At 68.2% G+C, this 14,693-nt stretch carries 15 protein-coding genes; 6 read left to right on the top strand and 9 right to left on the bottom strand.

Annotation, left to right across the window (positions count from 1 at the left end; all coding sequences use genetic code 11):
- Nucleotides 1-7: 7 nt before the first annotated feature.
- From sigM to trxA, 4 genes are all read left to right on the top strand, one after another.
- Nucleotides 8-733, top strand: a complete 726-nt coding sequence (gene sigM, locus OG885_RS23015; protein ID WP_405734552.1) for an RNA polymerase sigma factor SigM — start codon at nucleotides 8-10, stop codon at nucleotides 731-733.
- Nucleotides 730-1,590 carry an anti-sigma factor family protein gene (locus tag OG885_RS23010; protein WP_405734550.1) on the top strand — a complete coding sequence of 287 codons (861 nt, stop codon included), beginning with the start codon at nucleotides 730-732 and terminating at the stop codon, nucleotides 1,588-1,590. Before sigM ends, OG885_RS23010 begins: the two co-directional genes overlap by 4 nt.
- Before the next feature lie 172 nt (nucleotides 1,591-1,762).
- A complete protein-coding gene (gene trxB / locus OG885_RS23005) occupies nucleotides 1,763-2,731 on the top strand; it encodes a thioredoxin-disulfide reductase (RefSeq protein WP_405734548.1) in 969 nt (322 codons plus the stop codon).
- Between the two features lie 50 nt (nucleotides 2,732-2,781).
- A complete protein-coding gene (trxA, locus tag OG885_RS23000; protein WP_007383275.1) occupies nucleotides 2,782-3,114 on the top strand; it encodes a thioredoxin in 333 nt (110 codons plus the stop codon).
- Between the two features lie 97 nt (nucleotides 3,115-3,211).
- Here trxA and OG885_RS22995 read toward each other — a convergent pair whose 3' ends face one another.
- The 9 genes from OG885_RS22995 to rpmH form a co-directional block, all read right to left on the bottom strand.
- Nucleotides 3,212-3,829, bottom strand: coding sequence for a GNAT family N-acetyltransferase (locus OG885_RS22995; RefSeq protein ID WP_329337097.1), 618 nt, complete (start codon nucleotides 3,827-3,829; stop codon nucleotides 3,212-3,214).
- A gap of 297 nt (nucleotides 3,830-4,126) precedes the next feature.
- A complete protein-coding gene (locus OG885_RS22990; RefSeq protein WP_399953340.1) occupies nucleotides 4,127-5,227 on the bottom strand; it encodes a ParB/RepB/Spo0J family partition protein in 1,101 nt (366 codons plus the stop codon).
- Complete coding sequence (locus OG885_RS22985; protein ID WP_399953792.1) at nucleotides 5,224-6,297, bottom strand: AAA family ATPase; 1,074 nt, start codon at nucleotides 6,295-6,297, stop codon at nucleotides 5,224-5,226. The genes OG885_RS22990 and OG885_RS22985 overlap by 4 nt, the downstream gene beginning before the upstream one ends.
- 319 nt (nucleotides 6,298-6,616) lie before the next feature.
- Nucleotides 6,617-7,336 carry a 16S rRNA (guanine(527)-N(7))-methyltransferase RsmG gene (rsmG, locus tag OG885_RS22980; protein WP_405734545.1) on the bottom strand — a complete coding sequence of 240 codons (720 nt, stop codon included), beginning with the start codon at nucleotides 7,334-7,336 and terminating at the stop codon, nucleotides 6,617-6,619.
- 127 nt (nucleotides 7,337-7,463) lie between these two features.
- Nucleotides 7,464-7,976, bottom strand: a complete 513-nt coding sequence (locus tag OG885_RS22975) for a protein jag (protein ID WP_405734543.1) — start codon at nucleotides 7,974-7,976, stop codon at nucleotides 7,464-7,466.
- A gap of 15 nt (nucleotides 7,977-7,991) precedes the next feature.
- A complete protein-coding gene (gene yidC / locus OG885_RS22970) occupies nucleotides 7,992-9,290 on the bottom strand; it encodes a membrane protein insertase YidC (RefSeq protein ID WP_405734541.1) in 1,299 nt (432 codons plus the stop codon).
- A gap of 3 nt (nucleotides 9,291-9,293) precedes the next feature.
- Complete coding sequence (gene yidD / locus OG885_RS22965) at nucleotides 9,294-9,671, bottom strand: membrane protein insertion efficiency factor YidD (protein WP_405734539.1); 378 nt, start codon at nucleotides 9,669-9,671, stop codon at nucleotides 9,294-9,296.
- Nucleotides 9,668-10,039 carry a ribonuclease P protein component gene (rnpA, locus tag OG885_RS22960; RefSeq protein ID WP_079307556.1) on the bottom strand — a complete coding sequence of 124 codons (372 nt, stop codon included), beginning with the start codon at nucleotides 10,037-10,039 and terminating at the stop codon, nucleotides 9,668-9,670. Before rnpA ends, yidD begins: the two co-directional genes overlap by 4 nt.
- Before the next feature lie 21 nt (nucleotides 10,040-10,060).
- On the bottom strand, nucleotides 10,061-10,198 hold the full coding sequence (gene rpmH / locus OG885_RS22955) for a 50S ribosomal protein L34 (protein WP_015659252.1): 138 nt from the start codon (nucleotides 10,196-10,198) through the stop codon (nucleotides 10,061-10,063).
- A gap of 375 nt (nucleotides 10,199-10,573) precedes the next feature.
- On the opposite strand from rpmH, the gene dnaA reads away from it, so the two are divergent.
- Together dnaA and dnaN are read left to right on the top strand one after the other, a co-directional pair.
- Nucleotides 10,574-12,640 carry a chromosomal replication initiator protein DnaA gene (gene dnaA, locus OG885_RS22950; RefSeq protein ID WP_405734536.1) on the top strand — a complete coding sequence of 689 codons (2,067 nt, stop codon included), beginning with the start codon at nucleotides 10,574-10,576 and terminating at the stop codon, nucleotides 12,638-12,640.
- A 901-nt stretch (nucleotides 12,641-13,541) separates the two neighbouring features.
- Entirely contained in the window at nucleotides 13,542-14,672 is a 1,131-nt protein-coding gene (dnaN, locus tag OG885_RS22945) for a DNA polymerase III subunit beta (RefSeq protein ID WP_405734534.1), read from the top strand.
- Nucleotides 14,673-14,693: the final 21 nt, after the last annotated feature.

The following is a 14,693-nucleotide window of genomic DNA, read 5'->3' as shown; positions in this document are numbered from 1 at the left end:
GGGTCCGATGGCAGATGGCACCGCATTCGGCGACGCAAGCGATCAGGACCTCCTCGCCCGTCATGTGGACGGCGATCCCGACGCGTTCGGCGAACTCGTGCGGCGCCATCGCGACCGGCTCTGGGCCGTGGCCCTGCGCACCCTCGGGGACCGCGAGGAGGCCGCTGACGCCGTCCAGGACGCCCTGGTCTCCGCCTACCGTGCCGCCCACACCTTCCGCGGCCAGTCGGCCGTCACGACCTGGCTGCACCGCATCACGGTGAACGCCTGTCTCGACCGGGCCCGCAAGGCGGCCTCCCGCAAGACGTCGCCGGTCGACGACACCGAGCGCCTGGAACAGCTCCTGGAGCCCCACGAGGAGGCCTCGGCACCGGCGGAGCGCAACGACCTGCACCGCCAGCTCCTGGAGGCTCTCGGCACGCTGCCGCCCGATCAGCGGGCCGCACTTGTTCTGGTGGACATGCAGGGATATCCCGTCGCCGAAGCCGCCCGCATGCTCGACGTGCCGACCGGCACGGTGAAGAGCCGCTGCGCCCGCGGCCGGGCCAGACTCCTGCCCCTTCTCACCCATCTGCGGCCGGAAAACACCGGTGACCGCAGAGAACCGGGCGGAGGACGGAACCGGGTGCACGGGACATCCGTCCCACCGGCAGCGGGATCCCCTGACCCAGGTCCCCGTGAGACAGGTCCAGGCGATTCAGCTGCTGTGAAGGGCGGAGGTGGGCGAGCGTGACATCCACGACAGACACGACCGGGCACCCGGACGTCGCGGAGATCTCCGACCTCACCGAAGGTCTGCTCACACCCACCCGCAGCGCGGATGTGCGTCAGCATCTGGACGAGTGCGAGCTCTGCGCGGACGTCCACGCCTCTCTGGAGGAGATCAGGGGGCTGCTCGGCTCGCTGCCGGGGCCGCCGCGTATGCCGGACGAGATCGCGGGCCGTATCGACGCCGCTCTCGCCGCGGAGGCTCTTCTCAACGCGACAGCGCCCGAGTCCGTCGAAGCCCCCGCACTCGCCGATGCGCATGTTTCACGTGAAACATCGGTGGCGGCGGACCGTCCTGCCGGCCACGCTCGAGCTGCCACCACGGGCCCGGGTCGCAAGGGCCGTTCCCGTGGCGGGCGTCGCAGGATCGCCGTCCTGGGAACCGTCTTCACCGTCGCCGCCCTCGGGCTCGGCTCGGTATTGCTGTCGTCCTTCAACGACGGCAAGCCTTCCGCCCCGACCACACAGGCCGACGCCTTCTCCGGCAAGAAGGTGGGGACCCAGGTCTCCGAACTGTTGGCACAGGGTTCCGGCGAGGGGTCCCGCGCTCCGCGCAGTCTGGGTGCGAACACCGTCCCCGAGAACCACCTCAAGAACCAGCCCGTGCCCCAGGTCCCCTCTTGTGTGCTGCGAGGCATCGGTCGTGACGACGAAGCGCTGGCAGCGAAGAAGGGCACCTACGACGGCGATGCGGCCTACCTGGTGTTGATGCTCAACGCGAAGGACAACAGCCGAGTCGACGCCTATGTGGTCGACGCCGGCTGTGAGAAGGACCCGTCCTCCTCCGCGAGGGTTCTGCTGACGCACTCCTACGCGCGCTAGGCACACTGACGCTTCGTCTCTCTTCTGCGTGGTATCCCGTACGGTGCCGCCTCTCCGTGTGCCCGGACACACCGGGAATGCGCGCCCCGTAGGATCCGTTGGGTGGGGTGAGAGTTCTGAGAAGGGCTCCCACCGGTCGTACTGACGCAGTCCAGAGACGAGGAAACAAGCCGTGAGCGACGTCCGAAACGTGATCATCATCGGCTCCGGGCCTGCCGGCTACACGGCGGCGCTCTACACCGCGCGCGCGTCGCTGAAGCCGCTGGTGTTCGAGGGCGCCGTCACCGCGGGTGGTGCGCTGATGAACACCACCGAGGTGGAGAACTTCCCGGGCTTCCAGGACGGCATCATGGGCCCCGAGCTCATGGACAACATGCGCGGCCAGGCCGAGCGTTTCGGCGCCGAGCTCATCCCGGACGACATCGTCAGCGTCGACCTCACGGGCGAGATCAAGACCGTCACTGACACGGCGGGCACGGTCCACAAGGCGAAGGCCGTCATCGTCACCACCGGCTCGCAGCACCGCAAGCTCGGCCTGCCGAACGAGGACTCTCTCTCCGGCCGCGGTGTCTCGTGGTGCGCCACCTGTGACGGGTTCTTCTTCAAGGACCAGGACATCGCCGTGATCGGTGGCGGTGACACCGCGATGGAGGAGGCCACCTTCCTCTCGCGCTTCGCCAAGTCGGTGACGATCGTCCACCGTCGCGACACCCTGCGCGCCTCCAAGGCCATGCAGGAGCGCGCCTTCGCCGACCCGAAGATCAAGTTCGTGTGGGACAGCGAGGTCGCCGAGGTCCAGGGCGACCAGAAGCTCTCCGGGCTCAAGCTGCGCAACCTCAAGACCGGCGAGCTCTCCGACCTGGCGGTGACCGGCCTGTTCATCGCGATCGGCCACGACCCGCGCACCGAGCTCTTCAAGGGCCAGCTCGACCTCGACGAGGAGGGCTACCTGAAGGTCGCCGCGCCCTCGACGCGGACGAACATCACCGGCGTCTTCGCCGCTGGTGACGTGGTCGACCACACCTACCGCCAGGCGATCACCGCGGCCGGCACCGGCTGCTCCTCCGCTCTGGACGCCGAGCGTTTCCTCGCCGCCCTCGCGGACGAGGAGCAGGCCGAGCCCGAGAAGACCTCTGTCTGACCCCTCTCCACCCACCCACCACCCCACGCACAAGAATTAAGGAGCCCGCCGTGGCCGGCACCCTGAAGAACGTGACCGACGACTCCTTCGAGCAGGACGTCCTCAAGAGCGACAAGCCCGTCCTGGTGGACTTCTGGGCTGCCTGGTGCGGCCCGTGCCGCCAGATCGCTCCGTCCCTCGAGGCGATCGCCGCCGAGTACGGCGACAAGATCGAGATCGTGAAGCTCAACATCGACGAGAACCCGGGTACGGCCGCCAAGTACGGCGTCATGTCCATCCCGACCCTGAACGTCTACCAGGGTGGCGAGGTCGCCAAGACCATCGTCGGCGCCAAGCCGAAGGCCGCGATCGTGCGTGACCTCGAGGACTTCATCGCCGAGTGACGCATTGAACCGTCGCGTCGTTGGCGCATGTTTCACGTGAAACACCGATGGGCCAGCCCGAAAGGGCTGGCCCATCGGTGTTCAGCGGAAGCACCCGTCAGAGGGGTCGCAAGGCGGGCTCCTTTTGTACCGCGCCCAGAAGCCGGTCCAACGCCATCTCCACGTCTTCCTTCCAGGAGAGCGTGGTGCGCAACTCCAGCCGCAGACGCGGATGCAGGGGATGAGGACGGACCGTCTTGAAGCCCACCGCCAGGAGATGGTCGGCGGGCAGCACACAGGCCGGTTCCTTCCAACGGGCGTCCCCGAAGGCCTCGATGGCCTTGAAGCCCCGACGGAGCAGATCCTTGGCCACCGTCTGGACCATCACCCGGCCCAGCCCCTGCCCCTGATACCCGGGCATGATGAACGCCGTCATCAACTGCACCGCGTCCGGTGAGACAGGGCTCGTGGGAAACGCCGTCGAGCGGGGCACGTAGGCCGGAGGCGCGTAGAGCACATAGCCCACCGGTACCTCGTCGACGTAGACGACCCGGCCGCACGAGCCCCAGTCCAACAGGACCGCGGAGATCCAGGACTCCTTCTCCAGGGCGGCTGTACCCGCTCTTACCGCGGCCTCACCGCTGACGGGGTCCAACTCCCAGAAGACACACGAGCGACAGCGCTGGGGAATGTCCTGAAGGTTGTCCAGCGTGAGCGGTACGAGCCGTCGCCCCATGAAGGCTGTTCCTCGCTTCCCTCGCCCGCAGCATCGCGGGCGGCTGTCAGTGCGCTCCGTTCGCGGAGCAGACTGCCGACGAAGCCGCCGACCGCGCCCAGTCCCAGACCCGCGCTCACCAGTCCGCTGCGGCTCACCGTTCGCATGACACCTTCCTCCCCTGAGAGGTGCTGCCGGGTGGATGCGCCGTACCGAACGCATCGTATCCACGATGTGAGGGCATCGACACCGCATGAAAGCAAAGAGCGGGCCGTGTCCGGAGGAGACCGGACACAGCCCGCACCGCGAGCTGGACGCTCAGTCCTCCGTGTCCTCGGAGTCCCCGTCCAGAAGGCTCTTCTGAAGGACCGGTCCCTCGCCCGGAGCGAGGGAGCCGAGGATCCGCTCGAGGTCCTCCATCGAGGCGAACTCGACCGTGATCTTGCCCTTCTTCTGGCCCAGGTCGACCTTCACCCGCGTCTCGAAGCGGTCCGAGAGACGCCCTGCCAGATCGCTCAGCGCCGGGGAGACCCGAGTGCCGGCCCGCGGGCCCTTGGCGCGCTGAGCCGTCTGCGGACGCGAGCCCATCAGGGTCACGATCTCCTCGACGGCACGCACCGAGAGCCCCTCGGCCACGATCCGGTGAGCGAGGCGGTCCTGCTCCTCGGAGTCCTCCACCGAGAGCAGCGCCCGTGCGTGCCCGGCGGAGAGGACCCCGGCGGCCACCCGGCGCTGAACGGCCGGCGAGAGCTTCAGCAGACGCAGGGTGTTGGAGACCTGCGGGCGGGACCGGCCGATGCGGTCCGCCAGCTGGTCGTGGGTGCAGTTGAAGTCCTTCAGCAACTGGTCGTAGGCGGCGGCCTCTTCCAGCGGGTTCAGCTGTGCCCGGTGCAGGTTCTCCAGAAGGGCGTCCAGCAGAAGCTTGTCGTCATCCGTGGCCCGGACGATCGCAGGGATCGCCTCCAGGCCGGCCTCACGGCTGGCCCGCCAGCGCCGCTCGCCCATGATGAGCTCGTAGCGCGCGGGGCCCACCTGCCGTACGACGACCGGCTGGAGGAGGCCGACCTCCTGGATGGAGGTGACCAGTTCTTGCAGCGCGTCCTCGTCGAAGACCTCACGCGGCTGGCGCGGGTTCGGCGTGATGGAGTCGAGGGGAAGCTCGGCGAAGTGGGCACCGACCGGAGACGGGAATGTCTCCACGGCGCCGTTCAGCGACGGCTCCTCCGTTTCATGTGAAACAGGCGGCAGCGTGGCCACCTTCGCCGCGGCCACCCCACGGTCGCTCGTCAGCACCGGCACGGCCGACGGGGACGCCGAACCGGCGCCTCCCATCGCGGCCGGAGTCGGCGTCTTCTCCGTCGGGGCAGCAGGGATCAGTGCGCCGAGCCCACGGCCCAAACCCCTCCGTCGCTCGCTCACTGAATGCCCTCCACCATGCTCGGGTTGCTCTGAGTGCCGATATGGACCTGCGTCGGGTCGTAGGCGACGCCCACGCCCTTCAGCGCGATTTCTCGTGCCGCCTCAAGATAGGAGAGGGCGCCGCTCGATCCTGGATCGTAGGTCAGCACCGTCTGCCCATAGCTCGGTGCCTCGGAGATACGGACCGAGCGGGGAATGCTCGTCCGCAGCACCTCGTCGCCGAAGTGGGTGCGCACCTCGTCCGCGACCTGGGACGCGAGCCGCGTCCGGCCGTCGTACATGGTGAGCAGGATCGTCGAGACATGCAGGTTGGGGTTGAGGTGCCCCCGTACCAGGTCGACGTTGCGGAGCAGCTGGCCCAGCCCCTCCAGCGCGTAGTACTCGCACTGGATCGGAATGAGGACCTCGGCGCCGGCCACCAGGGCGTTGACCGTCAGCAGGCCGAGCGAGGGCGGGCAGTCGATGAGGATGTAGTCCAGCGGGTGCTCGTACGCCTCGATCGCCCGCTGCAGCCGGCTCTCACGTGCCACCAGGGACACCAGCTCGATCTCCGCACCGGCGAGATCGATCGTGGCGGGAGCGCAGAAGAGCCCCTCGACATCCGGGACCGGCTGGACGACTTCGGCCAGTGGCCTGCTGTCGATCAACACGTCATAGATGGAGGGCACTTCGGCGTGGTGGTCGATCCCCAGGGCAGTGGACGCATTGCCCTGCGGGTCGAGGTCGATCACCAGGACCCGGCCTCCGTGCACAGCCAGCGAAGCGGCGAGGTTGACCGTTGTCGTCGTCTTGCCCACGCCACCCTTCTGGTTGGCGACGACGATGACGCGGGTCTGCTCGGGCCGTGGCAGGCCCTCACCGGCGCGCCCCAGTGCCTCTACCGCCTGTTGGGCAGCACGACCGATGGGAGTGTCGTCCATCGGGGGCGGTGTTTCACGTGAAACATCGTCCCCCATCGACTCGGTTCGGGGACCGGGGACCGGATCGGTCATCGGTCCCGCGATGTTGGCGTCGGACCGCAAGGATTCACTCTCCTCGACTTCAGGCTCGCAATGAACAGAGCCTCCCATGTCTTCGGGGTCGTGAACCAGTGAGGCCTGGTGTTCTGTGGAGAAATCCACCTCTGTGGACAACTCCGTGCCCCTTGATGGGGACGGAGTGTCATCCGAGCGGCCTTCTCCAAGAGAACCCAGAGGCTTGCGTTCGCGAGGTTCGGCCGCGGCGCGGCCACGGCTGATGATGCCGTGCAGCAGTGAGCGACGTTTCACGTGAAACACGATGCACAGCAGTTGGAGCCGAACTGCCGCGACACTCCGGCATGCATAGGTTTGGCAGCTTGTGTGGAGTACGTCTCGTCGTCAGGACGGGTCAGCGGAGGCGACCCCTCGCCTATCCGCGACGCCGGCGCGCACGCCCCGTACGGGCCGCCTTCGCCCGCTTGGCCGCGAAGCGCACTCCGCCGGGGCTCTCCCCGACCTCGACCCGGACGACCGTGGACAGGGGATCCACGATTCCCTCACCCACCTGGAGGACAGACGTCCCCACCGCACCGAGCTTGCTGAGGGCCGTGGACGACGCCTTGAGCTCCTCCTCGGCGGTGTCGCCCTTGAGGGCCAGCATCTCGCCGTACGGACGCAGCAGCGGGATGCCCCAGGTGGCCAGGCGGTCCAGCGGGGCCACGGCTCGTGCCGTCACCACATGCACCGGCGGCAGCTTGCCCATGACCTCTTCGGCACGGCCCCGCATGACCGTCACATGGTCCAGGCCGAGCAGTTCCACCACCTCGGTCAGGAAGGTCGTACGCCGCAGCAGGGGCTCCAGAAGCGTGATCTTCAGGTCGGGCCGGACCAGCGCCAGGGGAATGCCCGGCAGGCCGGCACCGGAGCCGACGTCGCACACGGTCACTCCCTCGGGGACGACCTCCGAGAGCACCGCACAGTTCAACAGGTGCCGTTCCCACAGCCGGGGCACCTCACGCGGGCCGATCAGGCCGCGCTGCACGCCCGCCTCAGCGAGCAGCTCCGCGTACCGGACCGCATCCGCGTAGCGATCACCAAACACCGTGCGCGCCTGTTCGGGCGCAGGGGGAAGCTCCGCTGCCTCCGTCACGGGGACCGTCCTTCCGTACCGCGATGGGCGCACCCGGCGCCGATCACCACAACCACCAGAACTAACAGGCTGACAAAGTTCGGCCCCGCCTGCCGGGCAGACGGGGCCGGAGGAACGTACGGACCGATCAGGCGGGCAGCACGACGACGAAGCGCTGCGGCTCCTCGCCCTCGGACTCGCTGCGCAGACCGGCCGACTTCACGGCGTCGTGGACGACCTTGCGCTCGAACGGCGTCATCGGCTGGAGCTTCACGGGCTCACCGCTGCTCTTGACCTCGGCAGCGGCCTTGGCGCCCAGCTCGGAGAGCTCGGCACGCTTCTTGGCGCGGTAGCCGGCGATGTCCAGCATCAGACGGCTGCGGTCACCGGTCTCCCGGTGCACGGCCAGGCGCGTGAGCTCCTGAAGGGCCTCGAGCACCTCGCCCTCACGGCCGACCAGCTTCTGCAGATCGCGGCTGCCCGCGTCGCTGATGATCGAGACAGCGGCGCGGTCGGCCTCGACGTCCATGTCGATGTCGCCGTCGAGGTCGGCGATGTCCAGCAGACCCTCGAGGTAGTCCGCCGCGATCTCGCCCTCCTGCTCCAGGCGGGTCAGGGTGTCTGCACCCTCGGCAGCGGCGGAGGTGGTGCCTTCCGTCACGGGTTGGACTCCTTCTTACTTCTTGGACGGGGACTTGGGCCGCTGCGGGCCCTTGCGCTGTCCTGACTGGGCCTTGCTGCGGGTACCGGCGCCGGGCTGCTGCTTCTGCGCGGCCTTCTTGGCGGGGGCGGCGGGCTTGGCGTCTTCGGGCTCGTCGTCGGACTTGCTGAGCGAGACCTGCTCATCAGCCGACTTCGCCGCACCGGCGGTGGCGCCACCCGACTGCCGCTGGGACTTGCTCTGCCGCTTGGGCTGCTGGCGCTTCGGCGTACCGGTGCCGCCCGCGGTCGGCGTACCGTCCTCGGCCTGGGCGACGGCCTGGCTCTCGCTCTTGATCACGACGCCGTCGGCCTGGGCGGCGAGACCCGCCTTGCTCAGGGCGTTGATGAACTTGCGCTCGAACTCGTTGCGGTCGCGGCCCTTGGCGACGATCGCCTTGACGATGGTCTTCTCGCTGCGCCGGCGGACCTTGCCGTGGTGCGTGACGTGCTTGGTCAGGCGCTCCAGGTAGGCGGCCTGAGCCTTGGAACCCGGGGTCGGGTTGTTGCGGATGACGTACATCTGCTGGCCCATGGTCCACACGTTGGTGGTCAGCCAGTAGACGAGGACACCGACCGGGAAGTTGATGCCGAAGACGGCGAACATGACCGGGAAGACGTACATCAGCATCTTCTGCTGCTGCATGAACGGCGTCTTCACCGTGGTGTCGACGTTCTTGGTCATCAGCTGGCGCTGCGTGAAGAACTGCGACGCCGACATCATGACGATCATGATCGCGGTGACGACCCGGACGTCCATGAGGGTGGCGCCGAGCGCCTCCACCGTCGACTGGCTGTCGGTGAACTTCGCGGCGAGCGGGGCACCGAAGATGTGCGCCTTACGGGCGCTGGCGAGCAGCGACTCGTTGATGACGCCGATCTGGTCGCCCGTCGCGATCCCGTTGAGCACGTGGTACAGGGCGAAGAAGAAGGGCGACTGCGCCAGGATGGGAAGGCACGAGGAGAGCGGGTTGGTACCCGTCTCCTTGTACAGCTTCATCATCTCTTCGGACTGACGCTGCTTGTCGTTCTTGTAGCGCTCCTGGATCTTCTTCATCTCAGGCTGGAGCGTCTGCATGGCCCGCGTCGACTTGATCTGCTTCACGAAGAGCGGGATCAGGCAGATACGGATCAGGATCACCAGAGACACGATCGACAGGCCCCAGGCCCAGCCGGTGTCAGGGCCGAAGATGGCGCCGTACACCTTGTGGAACTGGACGATGACCCAGGAGACGGGTGTCGTGATGAAGCTGAACAGGCTGGCAATCGTGTCCACTAATCATGCTCCTTGGGCATGGGACGGAGTCTCTGCGGCCGGGCTCGAAGGAGGGTTCTCTTCGGTGGTCGAAGAGGGATTCTCCTCGGTGGCCGTTTCGGCGGCGGAGTGCCCGCCCCTGCGTGTACGCCAGGCGTCACGCAGCATTTCGTGCCACCGCGGACGCTTGCGCGGCGGGACATGGTCCACGCCTCCCAGCGACCACGGATTGCAGCGCAGGATGCGCCAGGCGGTGAGCGCCGTGCCCTTGACCGCACCGTGCCGGTCGATGGCTGTGAAGCCGTAGTGGGAGCACGACGGGTAGTACTTGCACACAGGCCCCAGCAGTGGACTGATCGTCCACTGGTACAGCTTGATCAGAGCCAGCAGCGGGTACTTCATCGCGCGCCCCCTCCCAGTAGCCGTTCGATGGCGGCATCCAGGTCTCGGGCCAGCTGTGCATGGTCGGCGTCACCCGCACCGGGCAGCGCTCGTACGACTACCAGGCTACCGGGGGGCAGCAGGTCGACCCGGTCGCGCATCAGATGGCGAAGCCTGCGCTTCACCTTGTTGCGCACCACCGCGCCGCCCACGGCCTTGCTCACGACGAAACCCGCACGCGTCGGGGGAGCGCTCTCCCCAGGCGCGTGCGGGTCCGTTGCACCGCTACGAAGATGGACTACGAGGGACGGGCGGCCTGCCCGGCGCCCTCGTCGTACCGCGGTCGCGAAGTCCTCGCGCCGCCTCAGCCGGTTCTCGGTGGGCAGCACGATGGCATGACCTGACCGGAATCAGGCGGACAGGCTGGCGCGACCCTTGGCACGGCGGTTCGCGAGAATCGCGCGACCGGCACGGGTACGCATCCGCAGGCGGAAGCCGTGGGTCTTGGCACGACGGCGGTTGTTCGGCTGGAAGGTGCGCTTGCTCACTCGGGGGCTCCAGAAATCAATCGGTGGTGGCGGGTGCCGTCCTGGCTGTCACCGTGCGCCCACGAGTAGCTCTCGCTTACGCCCGAGTGCACCGCTTCCCGATCACCTGACGCGATCTGTGCCCATCGGAGGCAGGCGGCAGCAGCCATCGACAACTCGACCTGGTTACGGTACGCGCGGCTACGCCATCCGGTCAAACCAGCGGTCACCGGGAGACACTATCCACAGGCTGGGGACAACAACTTGAACCGCACCCGTCGCCCTGACTACCGTGGCTGAACTCCGATTCGTTCCTTTGTCCCCCGCGCCCCGCGGTGTAGATCCCGACCCGTCCCACCATCACACGTTCGTGGGACCTGTGAGAGAGCGTGCCCTGTGGCTGACGTACCTGCCGATCTTGCCGCAGTGTGGCCACGAGTACTGGAGCAGCTCCTCGGCGAGGGCCGCGGGCAGGGCGTGGAGGTCAAGGACGAGCACTGGATCCGCCGCTGCCAGCCCCTCGCGCTGGTCGCGGACACTGCCCTGCTCGCGGTACCGAACGAGTTTGCGAAGGGCGTGCTCGAAGGCCGCCTCGCCCCGATCGTCAGCGACACCCTGAGCCGCGAGTGCGGCCGCCCGATCCGCATCGCGATCACCGTCGACGACTCCGCCGGCGAACCCCCGGCCCCGCCGACACCCCAGCCGCCCCGCCCTCAGTCGCGCTACGAGGAGCCCGAGCTCCCCGCCGGCCAGTACGACGGCCAGAACGGTCCGTACGACAGCCAGAGCGGCCAGTACGACAACCAGGGCGGCCAGGGAAACAAGTACGACGGCGGCCAGTACGACCATCCGTACGAGGGCTACGGTCGCCACCGCGCCGACGACCGCCAGCCGGGCCGCGCCGAGCAGCTCCCCGGCGGCCCCGGCGACCAGCTCCCCACGGCCCGCCCCGCCTACCCGGGCGAGTACCAGCGTCCCGAGCCCGGCGCCTGGCCCCGTCCCCAGCAGGACGAGTACAGCTGGCAGCAGCCGCGCCTCGGCTTCCCCGAGCGCGACCCGTACGCCACGCCGTCCGCGCAGGAGCCGTACTCCCAGGAGCCGTACCCCAAGGACGCGTACGGCTCGCCGTCCCAGGACTACCGCCCGCAGCCGATGGACCGCCCGTCCTACGACCAGCAGCGCGCGGACTACGACCAGCCCCGGCGCGACGACTACGACAAGCCGGGCCCGCGCCGTGACGACTACGACCAGCCCGGCCCCCGGCGCGACGACTACGACCAGCCCGGTCCGCGCCGCGAGCTGCCCGAGTCGCCCTCCGGCGGCGGGCACGCGCACCGCGGGGGACACGGTGGCTCCGCACTGCCCTCGGCCGGCGGCGCTCCCGGCCCGCTCGCCGCGAAGCCCGCGCCCGCGAGCGGCCCCGGTGAGCCCACCGCACGCCTGAACCCGAAGTACCTCTTCGACACCTTCGTCATCGGCGCCTCCAACCGCTTCGCGCACGCGGCCGCGGTGGCCGTCGCCGAGGCGCCCGCGAAGGCGTACAACCCCCTGTTCATCTACGGGGAGTCGGGGCTCGGCAAGACGCACCTGCTGCACGCGATCGGGCACTACGCGCGCAGCCTGTACCCCGGCACGCGCGTGCGGTACGTGAGCTCGGAGGAGTTCACCAACGAGTTCATCAACTCCATCCGCGACGGCAAGGGCGACAGCTTCCGCAAGCGGTACCGCGAGATGGACATCCTGCTCGTCGACGACATCCAGTTCCTCGCGGACAAGGAGTCGACGCAGGAGGAGTTCTTCCACACCTTCAACACGCTCCACAACGCGAACAAGCAGATCGTGCTCTCCAGCGACCGGCCGCCCAAGCAGCTGGTGACACTGGAGGACCGGCTGCGGAACCGTTTCGAGTGGGGTCTGATCACCGACGTCCAGCCGCCCGAGCTGGAGACCCGGATCGCGATCCTGCGCAAGAAGGCGGTCCAGGAGCAGCTCAACGCCCCGCCGGAGGTACTGGAGTTCATCGCGTCCCGGATCTCACGGAACATCCGTGAGCTGGAGGGCGCGCTGATCCGGGTGACGGCGTTCGCGTCGCTCAACCGGCAGCCGGTGGACCTGGGCCTGACGGAGATCGTCCTCAAGGACCTGATCCCCGGCGGTGAGGACTCGGCTCCCGAGATCACCTCGACGGCGATCATGGGCGCGACGGCGGACTACTTCGGCCTGACCGTCGAGGACCTGTGCGGCACCTCGCGCGGGCGCGCGCTGGTGACCGCCCGGCAGATCGCCATGTACCTGTGCCGCGAGCTCACCGACCTCTCCCTGCCGAAGATCGGTGCCCTGTTCGGCGGCCGTGACCACACGACCGTCATGCACGCGGACCGCAAGATCCGCAATCTGATGGCCGAGCGGCGCTCCATCTACAACCAGGTCACCGAGCTGACCAACCGCATCAAGAACGGCTGACACAGGCGTACACACGGCGTCCAGGGCGCCCGGGGACACGGTCCCGGGGCGCCCTTCGTCATGCCCGCCGCCGTTCCATCCTCAGTGCGCCGCCCTGTCCGCCGTCATGTCCTCGTAGCCCGCTGTTCGATTAGCCGCCGGGTTACGGCCTCTCTCCACAGATTCGGTGACTTTCTGCCGTCCACATCCTGGGGACTGCGAAGTTGTCCAGATCGCCGTCCACAGGCCGCTTGTTGAAAGACCATCAGGCCAGGTCAAGTGGTTGTGGATTCGTGGACGAGCGATCTCCACAGACTGTGGACGAAGAAAAGATCCACAGGCTGTGCATCAAGTTGTCCACCGGCAACCCACAGGCTGAGCCAGGTTGTCCCCAGCGATCCCCAGCTTCTCCACATGCCTGTCCACTGTTCGGCAACGCGACGCGGCAGCTCACCGGGTCGAGTGAAAGCCGTCACACGAAGGTGCCGGGTCGGGGTGTGGGAAACATCGGGAAAGCTGGGGACGCAGCTGGGGAGAACTCACCTCAGGCTGTGCACGGAGTGTGCAGAACTTTCTGTTCTCCACAGAGACCCCGAGTTGTCCACCGGCTCCGCCCACAGGGGCAGTGGACAAAATTTCCGGTCTGACCTGGGAAAACGGAGTTATCCACCGTATCCACAGCCCCTACTACTACTCCCAACTAGAGAGAGCTGGGAATCCGTTTCGAAGGGGGTCCTGTGCACAACTCGCTGTCCGGCCCCCGACCGCCCCTCGTCACGACTTGACCCCGAGAGGCACCTACTGTCAGTGGGGTGCGTCAGACTGTTCCCCGGTGTCCTTCCCCGCACTGGGGCCGACGACACCGAGACAGACGACGAGGCCAGGCAGAGCGAAGCGCCGGCAACAGCAGGAGGCGGCAACAGTGAAGATCCGGGTGGAACGCGACGTACTCGCGGAGGCAGTTGCCTGGGCGGCACGCAGCCTCCCGGCCCGTCCGCCGGCGCCTGTCCTCGCCGGCCTCCTGCTGAAGGCCGAGGACGGCCAGCTGAGCCTGTCCAGCTTCGACTACGAGGTCTCCGCGCGGGTCAGCGTCGAGGCCGAGGTCGAGGAGGAGGGCACGGTCCTGGTCTCCGGCCGGCTGCTCGCCGACATCTGCCGCGCCCTGCCCAACCGCCCGGTCGAGATTTCCACAGACGGTGTACGGGCGACCGTGGTCTGCGGCTCCTCCCGCTTCACCCTCCACACCCTGCCTGTGGAGGAGTACCCGGCGCTGCCGCAGATGCCCACCGCGACCGGCACCGTCCCCGGTGAGGTCTTCGCCTCCGCCGCCTCCCAGGTCGCCATCGCGGCCGGCCGTGACGACACGCTGCCCGTGCTGACCGGTGTGCGCATCGAGATCGAGGGCGACACTGTCACGCTGGCCTCCACCGACCGCTACCGCTTCGCGGTCCGTGAGTTCCTGTGGAAGCCGGAGAACCCCGAGGCGTCCGCGGTGGCCCTGGTGCCCGCCAAGACGCTCCTGGACACCGCCAAGGCGCTCACGAGCGGCGACAGCGTCATCCTGGCGCTCTCCGGCTCGGGCTCGGGCGAGGGCCTGATCGGTTTCGAGGGCGCCGGACGGCGTACGACGACGCGTCTCCTCGAGGGCGACCTGCCGAAGTACCGCACGCTGTTCCCGACCGAGTTCAACTCCGTCGCCGTGATCGAGACCGCCCCCTTCGTGGAGGCCGTCAAGCGTGTGGCCCTGGTCGCCGAGCGCAACACCCCGGTGCGGCTGAGCTTCGAGCAGGGCGTGCTGATCCTGGAGGCCGGTTCAAGCGACGACGCACAGGCTGTGGAGCGTGTCGACGCCAACCTGGAGGGCGACGACATCTCGATCGCCTTCAACCCGACCTTCCTGCTCGACGGCCTGAGCGCCATCGACTCCCCGGTCGCCCAGCTGTCCTTCACGACGTCGACGAAGCCCGCGCTGCTCAGCGGCAAGCCGGCGCTGGACGCGGAGGCGGACGAGGCCTACAAGTACCTGATCATGCCGGTGCGACTCAGCGGCTGAGCTGCCGAGCGGCCGGAGTTA

This window comes from Streptomyces sp. NBC_00028 (genome assembly GCF_045041065.1).
Taxonomy (GTDB): Bacteria; Actinomycetota; Actinomycetes; order Streptomycetales; family Streptomycetaceae; genus Streptomyces.
This window is presented reverse-complemented; position numbering and strand designations above follow the sequence as displayed.